The sequence below is a fragment of the Ancylobacter sp. VNQ12 genome (assembly GCF_049445835.1).
In the GTDB taxonomy this organism is placed as follows: domain Bacteria; phylum Pseudomonadota; class Alphaproteobacteria; order Rhizobiales; family Xanthobacteraceae; genus Ancylobacter.
This window is the reverse complement of the sequence record NZ_JBMSDU010000005.1, coordinates 146643-167138: the sequence shown is the minus strand read 5'-3', so window position 1 is coordinate 167138 and position 20496 is coordinate 146643. Positions and strand designations below refer to the sequence as shown.

Genomic DNA, 20496 nt, shown 5'->3' with positions numbered 1-20496 from the left:
GCGGGAGGAATGGGGTACGAACTGTTCCGAGGGCTTATACCGGAGCCCCACCGCATCACAAGGCGGCGGGCGGGCGCACCTCAGTAGCGCTTGTCGCCGAAGCCGATCACCTTCATGCCGTTGATCGCGCCGGAAGCGCTGTCCACCACCACCTGCACGCGCTCGCCGCGCGGGCCGTTGGCCTCAAGGATGAGGGTGGGTCCGCGCCGGCGCACCACTTTGACATTGGTGAAGCCGCGCGCCGCGAGCATCCGCGCGGCCGCGGCGTCGTCGACCCCCCCGCCCGCCGGCGGAGCCTCATAGGGCGCAAAGGGGCCGGGCGGCGGGCCGAGGGTCTGGGCATGCGCCGTCCAGCCCCCGCTCGCTCCCAAAAGGGCGCCGAGCAGGAGAAAGGCAACCAGCACTCTCGAAACCGGGCAAGCCACGCCGGATCCCTTTACCGCAAGATGAAATTTCCACGCCTGTGCAGTGGATAAGCCGAAGGCACTGAATAGGAACCGAGCCGGCCGTTCATCCACCGTTCATCTTCGCGGCCATGCAGCAACCCGCGCGAGGCGAAAAACCCTCTTGCGAACACGCACGGCCTTCCTATCTCGAAGATGTACCGGCCATGAGGCGGTACGCAAATGGGTTCTGCTCAGGCGAGAGGACCCACAACCTGCATGTCGCTTTAACGTGAGGATATGCCATGCGTACGTTTGACTTCTCCCCCCTTCACCGTTCGACCGTCGGCTTCGACCGGCTGTTCTCGCTGCTCGACCAGGTCGGCAATGTCGATCCCGGCACCACCTATCCGCCCTATAATATCGAGCGGACCGGTGAGAACGCCTATCGCATCACCGTCGCGGTAGCCGGCTTCAGCGATCAGGATCTCGACATCGAGGTGAAGGAAAACGGCCTCGTCATCCGTGGCGAGCGCAAGGCTGACACGTCAGTCAAATCCGGCGAAGTGCTGTATCAGGGCATCGCCGCTCGCGCCTTCGAGCGTCGTTTCCAGCTTGCCGACCATGTGGAAGTGCGTGGCGCCAGCCTCGCCAACGGCCTGCTGCACGTCGATCTGGTGCGCGAGATTCCCGAGGCGATGAAGCCCCGCAGCATTCCGATCGCGGTGGGCGGCAACGCGCCGCGCGCGATCGAGGCGAAGACCACCGAGGCCAAGGCCGCGGCCTGACCCCGCGCCAGCGCAGAGCCGGACCGTAGATGATGACGGCGCCCCGGGAGACCGGGGCGCTTTTGTTTTGAGACGCCTCGGCCCCGGAAGACCGGGCCGCTAGGGCGCCAACGTGGCCGGCGGGTTCTCGCGCACCACCACCGAGGCGGTGCCGGCGGAAGAGGTATCGCCGGTGCCGGTACCTGTCCCGGTTCCCGTGCCCGCCTTTGCCGCATTCGGGGCGGTGCCGGGCGGCACGGCGACGCCGGGGATGACGCGCACGGCACCGGGCTGTGCGGCGGCCTCGGCACTGGCCGGTTCGGCGGGCTTCTCGGTGGCGGGCTTTTCCGCAGCGGCCGGTTGCGGCGAATCGGCCGGCTTCGGCGCATCCGTCGATGTGGCCGGCACCGCCGAGGGCGGCGGCGCGGCGGCGGGCTCGTCCGGCACGATGGGCGCGGGCGCGGGAACGGCGGCAAGTTCCGGCGGACGCTTCGGCGGTATCGGCGCAGCGAAGACCGGTCCGCCTCCTGTCGGGGGCGCGGCATAGCGCCGGCCCGTGCTCGTGGAGCCGGACGGCGAACCGACTGCCGGGCCGATCGGATGCATGGCGAGGATCTGCCCACTGCTTATGTCGATGCGCACGCGCTGGCGCACGCCGCCGGCATCGGTGGCGTCGACCACATAGGTGGGACCGTCGGCGCGCAGGCGGCCGACCGCGCGCATGCCCATGGAACGGAGCATCGGCTCGACGTCCTGCGGCGGCAGGCCCGCGCGGGGCGCGTAGACGGGGGGCGGACCATAGACCGGCGGCGGCGCGTAATAGCCGGGCCCCGGCTCGTAATAGCGTTCGACATAGACGCCGCCATAGGGCCGGAAATAGACCTGCGCGCTCGCAGGCGAAACCGCCAGGCCCAAAGCGGAAGCCGACAGCGCGGAAGTGAGCGCGATCATGCGCCGCATCGGCATCGAAGCCTCCAAGCGAAGAGTTTCCTTGGCGTCACTACAGCCGAGGAATGCGGCACCGCCGAGACGAGGCAACGGGCATGCTCCCGCGCAACCTGCCTTATTTGCACCCATTCCAGCCTGGGGACGCATGGGCAACAGCATTGCGCCGGAGCGCGCGTCGCCTTACCGTTCGTTTCGCCGGAACGACCCGCTTCGCAACAAGAATGAAAAATCGCCGGGCAGCCATGCCATGCGGCGCTTGTACGCGGGCGGCAATTCTGGCATCTTCGCGATTGATAGGGAAGCCATGCTGTCCTATCATGGAGATAGGCTGTCGCTCATGGCACGTCGCTCACGCGACTTCATGGCACGGCCGATGCTAGCGTCACACGTGGGCGGCGTGCATCTTCGCGAGGGCGGACGCCCCCGCGAGGCCGAAAGGCTCCGGCGCGCCGACCAGTACCGACCCTAAGGGAGAGACGGGAATGAGTGAGGAATTTGGCGGCGTTGCCGCGCGCATGATCGGCGAGGCCACGGTTCGTCCGGCCGCGACGGATCGCGCCGACGCCAAAGCCATTCCCCACCAAGCCATTTATCCCGCGACTCCGGGGTTCCCGCGCGCGCAGGGTCTGTATGACCCGCGCAACGAGAAGGATGCCTGCGGCGTCGGCTTCATCGCCGACATCAAGGGCCGCAAGTCGCACGCCATCGTGCAGGACGGCCTGCGCATCCTGCTGAATCTCGAACATCGCGGCGCGGTGGGCGCAGATCCACGCGCGGGCGACGGCGCGGGCATGCTGGTGCAGATCCCCCACAAGTTCTTCGCCAAGGAAGCCGCCAAGCTTGGCTTCACCCTGCCCGAGCCCGGCAAGTACGCGGTCGGCCACGTCTTCCTGCCGCAGGAAGCCGAGGGCCAGCAGATCGTGCGCGAGACCTTCGAGCGCGTGGTCGCGGCCGAGGGCCAGGTGCTGCTCGGCTGGCGCGACGTGCCGACCGACAACACCTCGCTCGGCCACACCGTGCTGCCGACCGAGCCCAAGCATGTCCAGGTGTTCATCGCTCCCGGCGAGGGTAGCGTGGACGAGGAGGCGTTCGAGCGCCGCCTGTTCATCCTGCGCAAGGTGGTGTCCAACGCGGTCTATGACGCCAAGGATCCCCGTACCGCCGGCTATTACGTGGTGTCGCTGTCCTGCCGCACCATCGTCTACAAGGGCATGTTCAACGCCGACCAGCTCGGCGCCTATTATGCCGACCTGCACGACGAGGATTTCGAGAGTGCGGTCGCCCTCGTGCACCAGCGCTTCTCGACCAACACTTTCCCGGCCTGGTCGCTCGCCCATCCCTACCGGATGGTCGCCCATAACGGCGAGATCAACACGCTGCGCGGCAATGTGAACTGGATGGCGGCCCGCCAGGCCTCCGTCGACAGCGAGCTGTTCGGCAACGACATCTCCAAGCTGTGGCCGATCTCCTATGAAGGCCAGTCGGACACCGCCTGCTTCGACAACGCACTCGAATTCCTCGTGCAGGGCGGCTACGAGCTGCCGCACGCGGCGATGATGCTGGTGCCCGAAGCCTGGGCCGGCAACCCGCTGATGGACGAGGAGCGCCGTGCCTTCTACGAGTACCACGCCTCCATGATGGAGCCGTGGGACGGGCCGGCGGCCATCGTCGCCACCGACGGGCGCCAGATCGTCGCCACGCTCGACCGCAACGGCCTGCGTCCGGCGCGCTATCTCGTGACCAAGGACGAGCGCATCGTGCTCGCCTCGGAAATGGGCGTGCTCACCTTCCCCGAGGACGAGATCGTCACCAAGTGGCGCCTCCAGCCGGGCAAGATGCTGCTGGTCGACCTCGAGGAAGGCCGCCTCGTTCCTGACGAGGAGGTAAAGACCTCGCTCGCCCAGGCGCATCCCTACAAGGAATGGCTGAAGCGCACCCAGCTGGTGCTCGAAGACCTGCGCGCCGTGGAAGCGCGCGAGGTCCGCACCGACGTGTCGCTGCTCGATCGCCAGCAGGCGTTCGGCTACACCCAGGAAGATCTCAAGCTGCTTATGGCGCCGATGGCGACCACCGGGCAGGAAGCGGTCGGCTCCATGGGCTCCGACACACCGATCTCGCCGCTGTCGAAGCGCTCCAAGCCGCTGTTCACCTATTTCAAGCAGAACTTCGCGCAGGTCACCAACCCGCCGATCGACCCGATCCGCGAAGAGCTGGTGATGAGCCTCGTCTCGTTCATCGGGCCGCGGCCAAACATCTTCGACCTCGAAGGCAATTCGCGCCGCAAGCGGCTCGAAGTGCGCCAGCCGATCCTGACCAATGGCGATCTGGAGAAGATCCGCTCCATCGGTTTCATGGAGGAGCGCTTCGACACTCGCACGCTCGACATCACCTACCCCTCCGACAAGGGCGCGGCGGGCATGGGCGATGCCGTCGAGCGGCTGTGCGAGCGCGCCGAGGCGGCGGTGCATGGCGGCTACAACATCATCATCCTGTCGGACCGGCTGGTCGGGCCGGATCGCATCCCTATCCCCTCGCTGCTGGCCACCGCGGCCGTGCACCATCACCTGATCCGCAAGGGCCTGCGCACCTCCGTCGGCCTCGTCGTGGAGACGGGCGAGGCGCGCGAGGTGCACCATTTCGCCTGCCTGGCCGGCTATGGTGCCGAGGCGATCAACCCCTATCTCGCCTTCGAGACCATGATCGACATGCGCGTCGACATCCCCGAGGAGGTCGACGAGTACGAGATCGTCAAGCGCTACATCAAGTCGATCGACAAGGGCCTGCTCAAGGTCATGTCGAAGATGGGCATCTCGACCTACCAGTCCTATTGCGGCGCGCAGATATTCGACGCGGTCGGCCTGTCGACCGAGGTCGTCGAGAAGTACTTCTTCGGCACCGCCTCCTCCATCGGCGGCATCGGCCTTGCGGAGATCGCCGAGGAAACCGCGATGCGCCACCGCGACGCCTTCGGCGACGCGCCGGTGTACCGCACCTCGCTCGATGTCGGCGGCGACTACGCCTTCCGCCTGCGCGGCGAGGAGCATGCCTGGGATCCGGAGACGGTCGCGGTGCTGCAGCACGCCGTGCGCGGCAATGCGCAGGACAAGTACCGCCACTTCGCCAAGCTGGTGAACGAGGCCGGCGCCAAGACGCTCAACATCCGTTCGCTGTTCCGCGTCCGCCACGCGGAGGAGCTCGGCCACACCGCCATTCCGCTCGATGCGGTCGAGCCGGCGGTGGAGATCGTCAAGCGCTTCGTCACCGGCGCCATGTCGTTCGGCTCCATCTCGCGCGAGGCGCACACCACGCTCGCCATCGCGATGAACCGCATCGGCGGCAAGTCGAACACCGGCGAGGGCGGCGAGGAAGCGACCCGCTTCAAGCCGCTGCCGAATGGCGACAGCATGCGCTCGGCGATCAAGCAGGTGGCTTCCGGCCGCTTCGGCGTGACGGCGGACTACCTCGTCAATGCCGACATGATCCAGATCAAGATGGCGCAGGGTGCCAAGCCCGGCGAAGGCGGCCAGCTGCCCGGCCACAAGGTCGACGCGGTGATCGCCAAGGTGCGCCACTCGACGCCGGGTGTCGGCCTGATCTCGCCGCCGCCGCACCACGACATCTACTCGATCGAAGATCTGGCGCAGCTGATCTACGACCTGAAGAACGTGAACCCCGAGGCCGACATCTCGGTGAAGCTGGTGTCGGAAGTCGGCGTCGGCACGGTTGCGGCCGGCGTCGCCAAGGCGCGCGCTGACCACATCACCATCTCCGGCTTCGAGGGTGGCACCGGCGCCTCCCCGCTCACCGCAATCAAGCATGCCGGCAGCCCGTGGGAGATCGGCCTTGCCGAGGCGCACCAGACGCTGGTGCTGAACAATCTGCGCGGGCGCATCGCCCTGCAGGTGGACGGCGGCCTGCGCACCGGGCGCGACGTCATCATCGGCGCGCTGCTGGGGGCGGACGACTTCGCCTTCTCCACCGCGCCGCTGATCGCGGCGGGCTGCATCATGATGCGCAAGTGCCACCTCAACACCTGCCCGGTCGGCGTCGCCACGCAGGACCCGGTGCTGCGCAAGCGCTTCAAGGGTACGCCGGAGCATGTGATCAACTACTTCTTCTTCGTCGCCGAGGAAGTGCGGGAGATCATGGCGTCGATGGGCATCGCCAGCTTCAATGAGCTGATCGGCCGCTCCGAATGGCTCGACAAGCGCGTGGCCATCGAGCACTGGAAGGCGCACGGCCTCGACTTCTCGCGCATCTTCGCCAAGCCCGAGGTCGGCCCCGAGGTCGCCATCCGCCATACCGAGCGGCAGAACCACCCGATCGAGCACGTGCTGGACCGCACGCTGATCCACCAGGCCATGCCGGCGCTGGAGAGCGGCGAGAAGGTGGTGATCCACACGCCGATCAAGAGCATCAACCGCTCCGTCGGTGCGATGCTCTCCGGCGAGGTCGCCAAGCGCTATGGCGATGCCGGCCTGCCGGACGACACCATCGACATCCATCTGACCGGCACCGCCGGCCAGGCTTTCGGCGCCTTCCTCGCCACCGGCGTGTCGATGACGCTGGTGGGCGAGGCCAACGACTATGTCGGCAAGGGCTTGTCGGGCGGGCGCATCGTGGTGCGCCCGGCGGACAATGCCGCCATCGTGCCGGAGAACTCCATCATCGTCGGCAACACCGTGCTGTACGGCGCGACCTCCGGCGAGGTGTACTTCCACGGCGTCGCCGGCGAGCGCTTCGCCGTGCGCAACTCGGGCGCCATCGCGGTGGTCGAGGGTACGGGCGACCATGGCTGCGAGTACATGACCGGCGGCGTGGTCGTCGTCATCGGCCAGACCGGTCGCAACTTCGCGGCCGGCATGTCCGGCGGCGTGGCCTATGTGCTGGACGAGGACGGCAGCTTCAAGAAGCGCTGCAACCTGTCCATGGTCGACCTTGAGCCGGTCGAGGAGGAGGAAGACCTCCTGGAGCGCCTGCACCACCATGGCGGCGACCTGGAGTTCAAGGGCCGCATCGACATCATGGCGGATATGGGCCATCACGACGAGGAGCGCCTGCATCAGCTCATCGCCAAGCACCTGCACTACACGGGTTCGAAGCGGGCGCAGACCATTCTCGACAACTGGACCGAGTACCGCTCCAAGTTCGTCAAGGTGATGCCCGTCGAGTACCAGCGGGCCTTGCGCGACATGGAGAAAATGCGCGGGTTGCAGGCGGCCGAATAGGCCGCCCCCTCCTCCGCGCGGGGTTCGACGCGGGGCGGCCCGAGGGGGCCGTTGGCGCGGCCGTGTGCCGCGCCGTCATTTCCCAACTGGCATGATTGATGTATCTGGCACCTGGGGTGGAACGGCTCCAAGGTGGCGGTGCTCCGCGAAAGAGGGCGCAATGGGTAAGGTTACGGGCTTTCTCGAGATCGATCGGCGCGAGGCGAAGTATCAGCCCGCTTCCGACCGCATTCGCCACTTCCGCGAGTTCACCCTGCCGCTGCCGGATGCCGAGGTCGCCAACCAGGCCTCGCGCTGCATGGATTGCGGCGTGCCGTTCTGCCATGGGCCGAATGGCTGCCCGATCCACAACCAGATCCCGGACTGGAACGACCTCGTCTATAACGGGAACTGGGAGGAGGCGACGCGCAACCTCCACTCCACCAACAACTTCCCCGAATTCACCGGCCGCATCTGTCCCGCGCCCTGCGAGGAAGCCTGCACGCTGAACCTCGAGGATGTGCCCGTCACCATCAAGACGGTCGAGCAGGCCATCGCCGACAAGGCATGGAAGTCGGGCTGGATCAAGCCCGAGCCGGCCGCGCACAAGACCGGCAAGAAGGTCGCCGTGGTCGGCTCCGGCCCGGCCGGCATGGCCGCCGCGCAGCAACTCGCCCGCGCCGGGCACGAGGTGCATGTCTATGAGCGCGAGCCCAAGGCCGGCGGTCTGCTGCGCTACGGCATTCCCGACTTCAAGATGGAGAAGCACTACATCGACCGCCGCGTGGCGCAGATGGAAGGCGAAGGCGTCACCTTCCACTATGGCGCACATGTCGGCGTGACCGTGCCGCTCGACGAACTGCTCGAAGGCCACGACGCCGTGCTGATGTGCGGCGGCTCGGAGGCCCCGCGCAATCCGGCGCTGCCCGGCCAGGAGCTGGAAGGCGTGCATTACGCCATGCCCTACCTGGTGCAGCAGAACCGCCGCGTCGGGCACGAGGATGTCGGCCGCGACGAGCCCATCCTCGCCGCCGGCAAGCATGTGGTGGTGATCGGCGGCGGCGACACCGCCTCCGACTGCGTCGGCACCGCCTTCCGTCAGGGCGCGCTCTCCGTGCACCAGCTCGACATCCGCCCGGTTCCCCCGATCAAGGAGGACAAGCTGGCGGTGTGGCCCTACTGGCCGACCAAGTTCCGCACCTCGACCAGCCAGGCGGAAGGCGCCGACCGCGAATTCGCCGCCGCCACGCTCGGCATCGAGGGCAAGAAGGGCCGCGTCACCGCGGTCAAGTGCGCCCGCGTCGACGCCAAGCGCCAGCCCATCCCCGGCACCGAGTTCCTGATCAGGGCCGACCTCGTCTTCATCGCGCTCGGCTTCGTGCATCCGGTGCATCAGGGCATGCTGGAGCAGGACGGCCTCACGCTGGACCGGCGCGGCAATGTCGCCGCGCCTGATACCGACTACGCCACCACGGTGCCGAAGCTGTTCGCCGCCGGCGACATGCGCCGCGGCCAGTCGCTGGTGGTATGGGCGATCCGCGAGGGCCGGCAGGCCGCGCAGTCGATCGACACCTTCCTGACGGGCGCCTCCGTCCTGCCGCGCTGAGCGTCCCGCAGGGAACTGACCCGCACATGAAAACGGCGCCCCTCAAGGCGCCGTTTTTCTTTGCTCACCCGGTCAGGGCGCCGCGGTGCCCATGCCGGCACCGCTGGTCGGCGTGCCGGGAGCCGCGAGCGCGGGCACGGGGCCGGAGGGCAGCGCCGTGCCGCCCGGCATGGCGGGCACCAGCGGCTCGGCGGTGGCCGCAGGCTGACCGGCCGGCCAGCGGAAATCATCCGTGCGGCCGGCCACGGCGGGAAGCGCCTCGCCGCTGACCAGCACGCGAGAAGGCTCCGGCTGACCGTCGGAGACCGCCGGCATGGCGGCCGGCGCCGTGCCGCCGGGAGCGCCGGCCAGCGCGCGGGCGCCCGGCGCGGCGCCACCGGTGAGCAGGATGATCGAGGGGCGGGTGTCGGCCGGATTTTGCGTCGCCGCAGCCGGCGTCGCATCACCCGGTCGGGACAGCAGGTCGTCCAGCTCGCGGTCGACGAAGAAGGCGAGCTTGCGCCCACCCGCGCGGGTGAAGCCGATGCCATCGGCGGTGCGCAGGCGGCGGCGCTGGCCGTCGACGGCGGGGCCGGACATCATGAACTTGCCGTTCTCGTCGACGAAGCCGTCGCTGGCATCGACGAAGATCAGCCCGGCCCGCTCGACCTGGTCCTTCACCAGTGCATTGTACTGCGTGCGGCGCTCGTTGAGGTCATCATCCTCCACCGGCGGCAGGCCGACGACCGCCACCGGGCGGCCCAGCGCCTTCAGGCTGGCGAGCACCTCGTCGAGCCGCCGGCCATAGATCTCGCGCCAGCGCAGGTCGAGCAGTTCCGCCCGACCGGCGGGATCGTCGATCGGCGCCAGATCGTTGGCGCCGGCAAACAGCACGATGACGTTGGGCGGCTCGCCGGGCGAGAGCTGGCGGATCGTCGAGAGCCAGTCGAAGCTGCTGGCCGGACCGAGGCCGGAACCGGCTTCGCTGCGGCCCGCCACCGCCACGCCCTCGCGGTCGGCGGCGAAGGCATCGGCAAGCCCCTGCGCCAGCGGGCCGGCATATTCGTCGCCGAGCACCAGCACGACCTGGGAGACGTCCTTGCCCTCGCTGCGGGCGGCGGCGACATTCTCGAACACCGTGCCGCGCGGCTCGGCGGGCGGCGCCACGACGGGCGCCCGCACCACGGGAGCCGGATCGACCCCGCGCGGCAGGCGCGGCGCCACCGTGCGCGGACGGTCGCCGCCAAACAGGTTGATCAGCGGCTGGAAGGGCGACCAGCTCTCGCGCGGCGCGGGTGCCGCCTGCCTTTGCTGGGCGCGGCTCGGCGCCTGCTGGCGCTGCTGCACGGGGGGGCGGACCTGCTGCTGACGCTGAGGCTGCGAGGGTCGCGAGCTCGGCTGCCCGACATTGCCGGGTGGCCGGAACCAGTCGCTCTGCGCCAGCACCGGCGGGCTCGCCAGCAGCAGCGCGCCGGCAAGCAGCGCGCCGGCGGCCAGCACCTTCAGAGCCCGATCGAAGCGGCGCGCGGCCATGGCATGCCCTTGGCAGGAAACAACGTGACGCAGCGGTGGACCATTATAGCGGCAGTTTCAAGCCCCGCCCGCCCGACGCCGCGCACGATCTCACGAGCCGCTGCGGTTGCGCAGCGAATCGAGCACCTCGCCGGAGGGCAGGCCATCCGCCGGCAGGCCGACGCTGACCTGATATTCGCGCACCGCGTCGCGCGTCTTCTCGCCGAGTGCGCCGTCATGCGGGCCGACATAAAGCCCGCGCGAGGCAAGCCTTTGCTGGAGTTCGGTGCGCTCCAGCCGCGACAGCGCCCGCGCGTCCTCCGGCCAGGGCTGCACGAACGGCCCACCGCCACGAATGCGGTCCGCGAGATGGCCGATGGCGAGCGCATAGGCGTCGGCCGGGTTGTAGCTGAGAATGGCCTTGAAATTGTCCGTCATCAGGAAGACCGGGCCCTTGGCCCCGGCGGGCAGCAAGAGATACGCCATCTCGTCGCCACTCGGCATCGGGCGGCCCTCCGGCCGACGCACGCCGAGCGCCCACCACTCGCGCATCGGCTTGCGGATGCTCTTGCTGGCCTGCGCGTAGTTGAAGCGTGCCGGCAGCACGACCTCATAGCCCCAGCTGCGGCCGGCGACCCAGCCGCCACGCTTCAGCTTGTTGGCGGTGGAGCCCATGGCGTCGGCGACCGAATCCACCACGTTACGGTGGCCGTCGCCGTCGAAATCCACAGCATCACGCTGGAAGGCGGTCGGCATGAACTGGGTCAGGCCGAAGGCGCCGGCCCAGGAACCACGCAGATGGCTTTCCGGCACGTCGCCCTTGTCGACGATGCGCAGCGCGGCGACGAACTCATCGCGGAAATAGGCTTGGCGGCGGCCGACGCAAGCCAGCGTTCCCGTCGCCTGCAACACGGGATAGGAGCCGCGCGCGCTGCCGTAATTGGTCTCGATGCCCCAGATCGCCGCGACCACATAGGGATCGACACCATAGGTGCGCCCGACCGCGTCGAACACGGCGGCGTTCTGCGCCATCGCTTCGCGCCCCTTGCGGATGCGGGTCTCGGAGACCAGCATGGTCACGTAGTCGCCGGCGGTGCGGGCGAATTCCGGCTGCGTCTGCAGCTTCTCCATGATGCCCATGTCGGGCTTCAGCCCGGCGGTGTAGCGGCGGAAGCCGGCAGCCGAAACGCCCTTGGAGCGCGCCAGCGGCTCCAGCGAGGCGATGCAGCGGCTGAAATTCGCCTCCGCGCGCGCCAGCGCCTGCGGCGTCATCTCGGGATGGGACGAGGCGGCGGGCGCGCTCGGTGTCGCGGCCGGATGCGAAGGGGCCATGCTGGCGACGGGCGCAGGACGGGCGGAGGGCGCCGCCAGCGCGCCGGTCACATCGTCCGGCGAGGCGCAGCCGGCAAGCCCGAGGCACATCATCATCGCGCCGGCGATGCCGCCGGCATGATGCCGGCCGAGGACCGTCGTCCGATTACTCATAGCGCTTACCCTTACGCGAACTCGAGGCGAGATTAGGGAGCCGCCATGGTTTCAGCGAGCTTAACGGGCAGACGATTCGGGGACGCCCCGCAGTTTGGCCCTCATGCGGACCCGTTTTGTCGGCACAGCGTTATAGGGTGCGTGTCAAAGCCGTCAGGAAGACGTTAAGTTCGATTTTGTAGCAAAGCTCCTGGCACGTCCTCCTTCACCGTCACCAACAGCGGCATGTCCTCCCTATGGCTACTCCGATCCGTAAAGCGATCCTTCCCGTTGCCGGCCTCGGTACGCGTTTCCTGCCCGCCACCAAGGCGGTGCCGAAGGAGATGCTGACCGTGGTTGACCGCCCCGTCGTCCAGCATGTGGTCGACGAGGCGCGCGCCGCCGGCATCGAGCACTTCGTCTTCGTCACCGGCCGCAACAAGGGCGTCATCGAGGACCATTTCGATCGCCAGTACGAGCTGGAGGCGACCCTGTCCGAGCGCGGCAAGTACCAGCTGCTCGACGTCCTGCGCGAAGAGACGCTCGGGCCGGGCAAGTCCAGCTTCACCCGCCAGCAGCTGCCACTCGGCCTTGGCCATGCCGTGTGGTGCGCCCGCGACATCATCGGCAACGAACCCTTCGCTCTGCTGCTGCCCGACATGCTGCACAAGCCGCGCAACGGCAAGGGCTGCCTGGCGCGCATGGTCGACGCCTATAAGAAGACCGGCGGCGGCAACCATCTCGCGGTCTACGAGGTGCCGACCGACCAGACCGACCAGTACGGCATTGTCGGCCTCGGCGACGAGGTGGCCGACGGCGTGCACAAGATCGCCAAGATGGTGGAGAAGCCGAAGAAGGACGTCGCCCCGTCCAACCTCGCCATTTCCGGCCGCTATATCCTCCAGCCGGAAATCTTCGACCTGCTCGCCACCCAGGAGCGTGGTGCCGGCGGCGAGATCCAGCTGACCGACTCCATGCTCAAATTGGCCAAGGGTCAGGATTTCTACAGCGTGACCTTTGACGGCGCGATCTATGACTGCGGCTCGAAGCTCGGCTTCCTCATGGCCAATGTCGCCTATGCGCTGGACCGCCCCGACATCGCCGACACCTTCCTTCCCGAGCTGAAGGCGCTGCTGGCGAAGGTGTGAGGGCGTCTCGTCGCGAAGTACTGTCATCCCGGACGAAATCCGAAACGAAAAAGGGCGCCACTCACGTGGCGCCCTTGTCTGTTTGCGTGACCGGCGGCGCCGTCAGGCCGCCTCCTCCACCGCGCCGGGGCGGGTGTCGAACAGCAGCTCGTTCGCCCCGCGCTCCACGCGCACCACGTCGCCGTCCTTGACCGTGCCGGCGAGGATGCGCCCGGCCAGCGGGTCCTGCAGCAGTTTCTGGATCACCCGCTTCAGCGGGCGCGCGCCATAGGCCGGGTCGTAGCCCTTCTCGGCGAGGAAATCGCGCGCCTCGGGGGTGATCTCCAGCTGGATCTTGCGCTCCTCCAGCAGCTTGTCGAGCCGCTTGACCTGGATGTCGACGATCGCGCCCATCTGCTCGCGCCGCAGACGGTGGAACAGCACGATCTCGTCGACGCGGTTGAGGAATTCCGGGCGGAAGTGCGCGCGCACCACGCCCATAACCTCGTCGCGCACCGCTTCCGTGTCCTCGCCGTCCGGCTGGTTCACCAGATACTCGGAACCGAGGTTCGAGGTCATGATGATCAGCGTGTTGCGGAAGTCGACCGTGCGGCCCTGCCCGTCGGTCAGGCGCCCGTCGTCGAGCACCTGCAACAGGACGTTGAACACGTCGGGATGGGCCTTCTCCACCTCGTCGAACAGCACGACCTGATAGGGCCGGCGCCGCACCGCTTCGGTCAGCGCGCCACCCTCCTCATAGCCGACATAGCCGGGAGGCGCGCCGATCAGCCGGGCCACCGCGTGCTTCTCCATGTATTCCGACATATCGATGCGCACGAGGGCGGTATCGTCGTCGAACAGGAACGAGGCCAGCGCCTTGGTCAGCTCGGTCTTGCCCACGCCCGTGGGCCCGAGGAACATGAACGAGCCGATCGGCCGGTTGGGATCCTGAAGTCCCGCCCGCGCGCGGCGCACCGCGGTCGAGACGGCTTCCACGGCCTCCTTCTGACCGATGACGCGGGAGGAGAGCACCTCCTCCATGCGCAGCAGCTTCTCCTTCTCGCCTTCCAGCATCTTGTCGACCGGCACGCCGGTCCAGCGCGAGACGACGCCGGCGATGTGATCGGGCGTCACCGCCTCCTCCACCATGGCGCCGGCCTTCACCTCGGCAGCGAGATCCTTCGCCTCGATGGCGGCGAGCTTCTTCTCCAGCGCCGGAATGGTGCCGTAGGCGATCTCGCCGGCCTTCTGGTACTCGCCATTGCGCTGGGCGATGGCGAGGTCCGCGCGCGCCTTCTCCAGATCGCTCTTGATCTTCTGCGCGTCGCCGAGCTTCTCCTTCTCCGCCTTCCAGCGCGAGGTGAGCGAGGAGGACTGCTCCTCCAGATTGGCGAGCTCCTTCTCCAGCTTCTTCAGCCGGTCCTTCGAGCCCGCGTCGGTCTCCTTCTTCAGCGCCTCCTGCTCGATACGCAGGCGCACGATCTCGCGATCGATGCTGTCCAGCTCCTCGGGCTTGGAATCCACCTGCATGCGCAGGCGCGAGGCCGCCTCGTCGATCAGGTCGATCGCCTTGTCGGGAAGAAATCGGTCGGTGATGTAGCGGTTCGACAGCGTCGCCGCCGCCACCAGCGCCGAGTCGGTGATGCGCACGCCGTGGTGCAGCTCGTACTTCTCCTTGATGCCGCGCAGGATGGACACGGTGTCCTCCACGCTCGGCTCATTGACGAAGACGGGCTGGAAGCGGCGGGCAAGCGCGGCGTCCTTCTCGATATATTTGCGGTACTCGTCGAGCGTGGTGGCACCGACGCAGTGCAGCTCGCCGCGCGCCAGAGCGGGCTTCAGCAGGTTGGAGGCGTCCATCGCTCCATCCGTCTTGCCGGCGCCGACCAGGGTGTGCAGCTCGTCGATGAACAGGATGATGCCGCCCTCGGCCGCCTCGACCTCGGAAAGCACGGACTTCAGCCGCTCCTCGAACTCGCCGCGATATTTCGCGCCGGCGATGAGCGAGCCCATGTCGAGCGAGAGCAGGCTCTTGTCCTTCAGGCTCTCCGGCACGTCGCCGTCGACGATGCGCAAGGCGAGGCCCTCGACGATGGCGGTCTTGCCGACGCCGGGCTCGCCGATCAGCACCGGGTTGTTCTTGGTGCGGCGCGACAGCACCTGAATGGCGCGGCGGATTTCCTCGTCGCGGCCGATCACCGGATCGAGCTTGCCCTCGCGCGCTGCCTCGGTGAGGTCGCGGGCATATTTCTTCAGCGCGTCATAGGCGTTCTCGGCCGTGGCGCTGTCGGCCGTGCGGCCTTTGCGCAGCGCCTCGATGGCGGTGTTGATCTTCTGCGGCGTGGCGCCGGCCTTAGCGAGGATCTTGCCCGCCTCGCTGTCCTTCTCCAGCGCGAGCGCCAGCAGCAGCCGCTCGACGGTGACATAGCCGTCGCCCGCCTTCTTCGCCGCCTGCTCGGCCGCCTCGAACACGCGCGCCGTCGCCGGCGCGAGATAGACCTGTCCCGCACCCGAACCCTGCACCTTGGGCAGCTTCTTCAGCGCCGCCTCGGTGTCCGCTAGTACGATGCGCGGATCGCCGCCGGAACGCTGGATCAGCCCGGCGCACAGACCCTCGGGATCGTCCAGCAGCACCTTCAACAGGTGCTCGGGGGTGAATTGCTGATTGCCCTCGCGCAGCGCAAGCGACTGCGCCGACTGCACAAATCCACGCGCGCGTTCAGTGTAGATCTCGAAATTCATCTGTCCCTCCAGACCCCTCCCGTCGCCCTCTATGGAGGCACGAGCGGTTATCGGGATTGCGGCGCCCGTATCCCGGCCACCGCCGCGGGCCCCGTCATGGCGACCCGCTCAGCCTCATGTAGTGTGGCCGATCGGCAACGGAAGGGCCTTGAGCAGGGTCAAGGAAGGCTTTTTGCCGTCCTCTCCTTTTTCACCTCTTCCCGGCGGAGAGAGGGAGGGAGCGCATCACGCCGGCCGCTCGGCCATCATCATGTAGTTCACCGCAAGGTCGCCCGAGCGCCGCCATTCATCCGCGAGCGGGTTGAACACCACGCCCTCGCGGTCGATCACGCTGAGCCCGCCGGCCTCCAGCGCGGCGGCGAGTTCGTCCGGGGTGACGAACTTGTTCCAGTCATGCGTGCCGCGCGGCAGCCAGCCGAGCACATATTCCGCCCCGACAATGGCCAACGCGAAGGAGCGCTTGGTGCGGTTCAGCGTCGCGGCGAACATCAGCCCGCCCGGCTTCACCATCTCGGCCGCCCGGGCGAGGAACAGCTCCATGTCGGCGACATGCTCGACCACTTCCATGGCCAGCACGACGTCGAAGCGCTCGCCGGAATCGGCCAGCGCTTCCGCCGTGGTGGCGCGGTAATCCACAGCCACGCCGCTCTCCTGCGCATGCAGTGCGGCGGTGCCGACGTTCCGCTCGGCCGGATCGATTCCCACCACCGAAGCGCCCATGCGCGCCAACGGCTCGCTGATGAGGCCGCCGCCGCAGCCGATATCCACAAGCCTGAGCCCCTCCAGCGGGCGGATGGAACGCGGGTCGCGGCCGAAATGCGCGATGATCTTCTCGCGCAGCCAGGCCAGCCGGACGGGATTGAACTTGTGCAGCACCCGCATCTTGCCGCGGGGATTCCACCATTCGGCGGCGAGCGCGGCGAAGCGCTCCACTTCGCGGGGATCGACGGTGGTGGCGGTCTCGGACATCGAATCTCTCATGCGGTAGTTCGGCTCAGCCCGGAACATTTCCAGCCTCGGCCAAAGCACGCCTCTTGCCGTTGCGGGCGAGGCGCGAGGTGGATATGTATACGCGCCTTTTCGGCCGGGCACCCCTCCCCAAAAGCCCGGCCCCGACAAAAGAACACGGTTACGGTTTCCTATAATGGCACGTCTGGTGATGAAGTTCGGCGGCACATCGGTCGCCAACATTGACCGCATTCGCAACGTCGCGTGCCATGTGAAACGGGAGATCGAGGCCGGCCACCAGGTCGCCGTCGTGGTGTCGGCGATGTCCGGCAAGACCAACGAACTGGTCGGCTGGGTGCGCGAGACCGCCGTGCTGCACGATGCGCGTGAATATGACGCCATCGTCGCCTCCGGCGAACAGGTCACCTCCGGTCTTCTGGCCATCGCGCTGCAGGAAATGGGCATCCCGGCCCGCTCCTGGCAGGGCTGGCAGTTGCCGATCTCGACCGACGACGCGCACGGCTCGGCCCGCATCCTCTCGGTCAACGGCGACGAGATCGTCAAGCGCTTCGCCACTGGAGAGGTTGCGGTCATCGCCGGCTTCCAGGGTATCCATCTGGAGAGCGGCCGCCTCACCACGCTCGGGCGCGGCGGCTCGGACACCAGCGCGGTGGCGGTCGCCGCCGGCATCAAGGCCGACCGCTGCGACATCTACACCGATGTCGACGGCGTCTACACCACCGACCCGCGCATCGTCCCGAAGGCGAAGCGGCTGGAGAAGGTCGCGTTCGAAGAAATGCTGGAGATGGCCTCGCTGGGGGCCAAGGTGCTTCAGGTGCGCTCGGTCGAGCTCGCCATGGTACACAAGGTGCGCACCTTCGTGCGCTCCAGCTTCACCGATCCGGACGCCCCGGAACTCAAGACCGCCGGCGACCCGCCCGGCACCCTGATCTGCGACGAGGAGGAAATCGTGGAGAGTGAAGTCGTCACCGGCATCGCCTTCGCCCGGGACGAAGCCCAGGTCAGCATCCGCCGCGTGCCGGACAAGCCCGGCATCGCCGCCAGCGTGTTCGTGCCGCTCGCGGAGGCCAACATCAACGTCGACATGATCGTGCAGAACATCTCGGCCGAGGGCTTCACCGACATCACCTTCACCGTGCCGACGGCGGACTTCGAGCGCGCCAAGGCGGCCCTCGCCAGTGCGCGCGACGAGATCGGCTTCGAGACCATCGTCGGGGCGACCGACGTGGTGAAGATCTCGATCATCGGCATCGGCATGCGCAGCCATGCCGGCGTCGCGGCGCGGGCCTTCAAGGCGCTTTCCGAGCGCGGCATCAATATCCGCGCTATCTCCACTTCCGAGATCAAGATCTCGGTGCTGATCGACGCAGCCTATACCGAGCTTGCCGTTCGGACGCTGCATTCGGTATACGGGCTCGACGCCTGAGGCACAGGCCGGGCGCGATGCGAGTCGCGCCTTTCGATCGACGATCCGGGGTTGCGGGCTCCCGGAAACCGAGGATTGCTCATGCGTAGCGCGCTTGGCGGTCCGCGCGTGCTGTTGCGGCGTCTCCGTGAAGTCATGGCGGAGCCCGTCAGTGCGCAGGACCGCCTCGACAAGATCGTGGTGCTGATCGCGGCCAACATGGTGGCCGAGGTCTGCTCGGTCTATGTGCTGCGTGTCGACGGCACCCTTGAACTTTACGCCACCGAGGGCCTGAACCGCACCGCCGTGCATCTGACGGTCATGCGCATCGACGAGGGCCTCGTCGGCACGGTCGCCCGCGAGGCGGAACCGATCAGCCTGTCCAACGCGCAGGCCCACCCCGCCTTCTCCTATCGGCCGGAGACGGGCGAAGAAATCTATCACTCGTTTCTCGGCGTGCCGATCCTGCGCGCGGGCAACACGCTCGGCGTGCTGGTGGTGCAGAACCGCGCCCACCGCTCCTACACCGAGGAAGAGATCGAGGCGCTGCAGACCACCGCGATGGTGCTGGCCGAAATCATCGCCTCGGGTGAACTCACCGCCCTCGCCTTGCCCGGCGCCGAGCCGGCCGCACGCCGCCCGCTGCACCTCAAGGGCCTCGCGCTGTCGGAAGGCATCGGCCTCGGCCATGTCGTGCTGCACGAGCCGCGCATCGAGGTCACCAAGGTCATCGCCGACGACCTGCCCGCCGAGCTGAAACGGCTCGACGGCGCGGTGGAGACGCTGCGGCACTCCATCGACATCATGCTGGAGGACGAGGGCGTCGCCCGCGTCGGCGAGCACCGCGACATCCTTGAGACCTACCGCATGTTCGCGCATGACCGCGGCTGGATCGGCCGCATGCGCGAGGCGGTCCTGACCGGCCTCACCGCCGAGGGTGCGGTGGAGCGCGTGCAGTCGGACACCCGTGCGCGCATGCTGCGCATGACCGACCCGTATCTGCGCGAGCGGATGCACGATCTCGACGATCTGGCCAACCGCCTGCTGCGCCAGCTGACCGGCCGCGCCGGCGGCTCGGACCGCGCGCGCCTGCCCGACAACGCCATCATCGTCGCCCGCAACATGAGCCCGGCGGCGCTGCTCGACTATGACCGCGCCCGCATCCGCGGCCTCGTGCTGGAGGAAGGAGCGGCGACGAGCCACCTCACCATCGTCGCCCGCGCGCTCGGCATCAGCGCGGTCGGCCATGTCGAGAACATCGTCGGCCAGGTCGATGCCGGCGATGCCGTCATCGTCGACGGCGTTTCGGGCGAGGTGCATGTGCGCCCGCCTTCCGATGTCGAGGACGCCTACGCCGAGAAGGTGCGCTTCCGCGCCAAGCGGCTGGAGCGCTACGCCGCGCTGCGCGACCTGCCCACCGTCACCCGGGACGGCATCGAGATCGAGCTGCATCTCAATGCCGGCCTGCTGGTCGACCTGCCGCACATCGAGGAAACCGGGGCGACCGGCATCGGGCTGTTCCGCACCGAATTGCAGTTCATGATCGCCTCGGCCTTCCCGCGCACCAATGAGCAGCTCAAGCTCTACCGATCGGTGCTCGACGCCGCGGGCGAGCGACCGGTGGTGTTCCGCACGCTCGATATCGGCGGCGACAAGGTGCTGCCCTATATGCGCGCCATCGAGGAGGAGAACCCGGCCCTTGGCTGGCGCGCCATCCGCCTCGGGCTCGACCGTCCGGGCCTGCTGCGCAGCCAGATCCGCGCGCTTTTGCGCGCCGCCACGGGCCGCGAATTGCGGCTGATCTTCCCGATGGTCTCCGCGGTCGAGGAATTCGACCGCGCGCGGCATATCGTCGAGCGCGAGCTGACTCATCTGCGCCGTCACGGCCACGGCTTGCCGGAACGCGCGCTGATCGGCGTCATGCTGGAAGTACCGGCGCTGCTGTTCCAGCTCGACCAGCTGTTCCAGCGCGTCGACTTCGCCTCGGTCGGCTCCAACGACCTCGTGCAGTTCCTCTATGCTGCCGACCGTGCCAATCCACGCGTCGCCGAACGCTTCGACCCGCTCGGCCCTTCCTCCCTCAGGGCGCTGAAGCTGATCGCCGACAAGGCGGCGCAGTACGGCAAGCAGGTGACGCTGTGCGGCGAACTCGCCTCCAAGCCGCTGGAGGCGCTGGCGCTGCTGGCGATCGGCTATCGCAAGCTCTCGCTCTCGCCCGCCTCCTACGGGCCGGTGAAGGCGATGCTGCTTGAGCTTGACCTCGGCAAGGTCGCCGCCATGGTCGCCCCGCTGCTGGAGGCCGGTTCGGAGGCCTCGACCCTGCGCCCGCAGCTCAAGGCCTTCGCCGAGAAGGCGGGACTCCCATTGTGAGCCCGCCGCTGTGAGTA

General features: G+C 68.0%; 12 protein-coding genes. 6 read left to right on the top strand and 6 right to left on the bottom strand.

Features of this window, described 5'->3' with window-relative positions:
* Positions 1–80: 80 nt before the first annotated feature.
* Positions 81–404 (bottom strand): hypothetical protein, encoded by a 324-nt coding sequence (locus ACO2RV_RS09940; protein WP_423292385.1) that lies wholly within the window; start codon positions 402–404, stop codon positions 81–83.
* Between the two features lie 284 nt (positions 405–688).
* Between ACO2RV_RS09940 and ACO2RV_RS09935 the strand changes: the two genes are divergently transcribed.
* Positions 689–1171, top strand: a complete 483-nt coding sequence (locus ACO2RV_RS09935) for an Hsp20 family protein (protein ID WP_423292383.1) — start codon at positions 689–691, stop codon at positions 1169–1171.
* Positions 1172–1270: 99 nt separating this feature from the next.
* Here ACO2RV_RS09935 and ACO2RV_RS09930 read toward each other — a convergent pair whose 3' ends face one another.
* Positions 1271–2116 (bottom strand): hypothetical protein, encoded by an 846-nt coding sequence (locus ACO2RV_RS09930; RefSeq protein ID WP_423292381.1) that lies wholly within the window; start codon positions 2114–2116, stop codon positions 1271–1273.
* Between the two features lie 464 nt (positions 2117–2580).
* Here ACO2RV_RS09930 and gltB point away from each other — a divergent pair, with 464 nt between their 5' ends.
* Together gltB and ACO2RV_RS09920 are read left to right on the top strand one after the other, a co-directional pair.
* Entirely contained in the window at positions 2581–7326 is a 4746-nt protein-coding gene (gene gltB, locus ACO2RV_RS09925; RefSeq protein WP_423292379.1) for a glutamate synthase large subunit, read from the top strand.
* 160 nt (positions 7327–7486) lie between these two features.
* Positions 7487–8911, top strand: a complete 1425-nt coding sequence (locus tag ACO2RV_RS09920) for a glutamate synthase subunit beta (RefSeq protein WP_423292377.1) — start codon at positions 7487–7489, stop codon at positions 8909–8911.
* A 72-nt stretch (positions 8912–8983) separates the two neighbouring features.
* Here the strand turns inward: ACO2RV_RS09920 and ACO2RV_RS09915 are convergent, their stop codons facing one another.
* Complete coding sequence (locus ACO2RV_RS09915; RefSeq protein ID WP_423292375.1) at positions 8984–10423, bottom strand: GDSL-type esterase/lipase family protein; 1440 nt, start codon at positions 10421–10423, stop codon at positions 8984–8986.
* A gap of 90 nt (positions 10424–10513) precedes the next feature.
* On the bottom strand, positions 10514–11887 hold the full coding sequence (locus ACO2RV_RS09910) for a lytic murein transglycosylase (RefSeq protein WP_423292373.1): 1374 nt from the start codon (positions 11885–11887) through the stop codon (positions 10514–10516).
* Positions 11888–12123: 236 nt separating this feature from the next.
* Here ACO2RV_RS09910 and ACO2RV_RS09905 point away from each other — a divergent pair, with 236 nt between their 5' ends.
* On the top strand, positions 12124–13014 hold the full coding sequence (locus ACO2RV_RS09905; protein WP_423292371.1) for a UTP--glucose-1-phosphate uridylyltransferase: 891 nt from the start codon (positions 12124–12126) through the stop codon (positions 13012–13014).
* A 102-nt stretch (positions 13015–13116) separates the two neighbouring features.
* On the opposite strand, the gene clpB is transcribed toward ACO2RV_RS09905, so the two are convergent.
* Both clpB and ubiG read right to left on the bottom strand, forming a co-directional pair.
* Complete coding sequence (clpB, locus tag ACO2RV_RS09900; protein WP_423292369.1) at positions 13117–15735, bottom strand: ATP-dependent chaperone ClpB; 2619 nt, start codon at positions 15733–15735, stop codon at positions 13117–13119.
* Positions 15736–15960: 225 nt separating this feature from the next.
* The gene (ubiG, locus tag ACO2RV_RS09895) at positions 15961–16704 is read right to left on the bottom strand and encodes a bifunctional 2-polyprenyl-6-hydroxyphenol methylase/3-demethylubiquinol 3-O-methyltransferase UbiG (RefSeq protein WP_423292367.1); all 744 of its coding nucleotides are present in this window, start codon (positions 16702–16704) and stop codon (positions 15961–15963) included.
* A 175-nt stretch (positions 16705–16879) separates the two neighbouring features.
* On the opposite strand from ubiG, the gene ACO2RV_RS09890 reads away from it, so the two are divergent.
* Positions 16880–18130, top strand: a complete 1251-nt coding sequence (locus tag ACO2RV_RS09890) for an aspartate kinase (RefSeq protein ID WP_423292365.1) — start codon at positions 16880–16882, stop codon at positions 18128–18130.
* A gap of 81 nt (positions 18131–18211) precedes the next feature.
* Positions 18212–20479 (top strand): phosphoenolpyruvate--protein phosphotransferase, encoded by a 2268-nt coding sequence (gene ptsP, locus ACO2RV_RS09885; RefSeq protein WP_423292363.1) that lies wholly within the window; start codon positions 18212–18214, stop codon positions 20477–20479.
* Positions 20480–20496 lie beyond the last annotated feature (17 nt).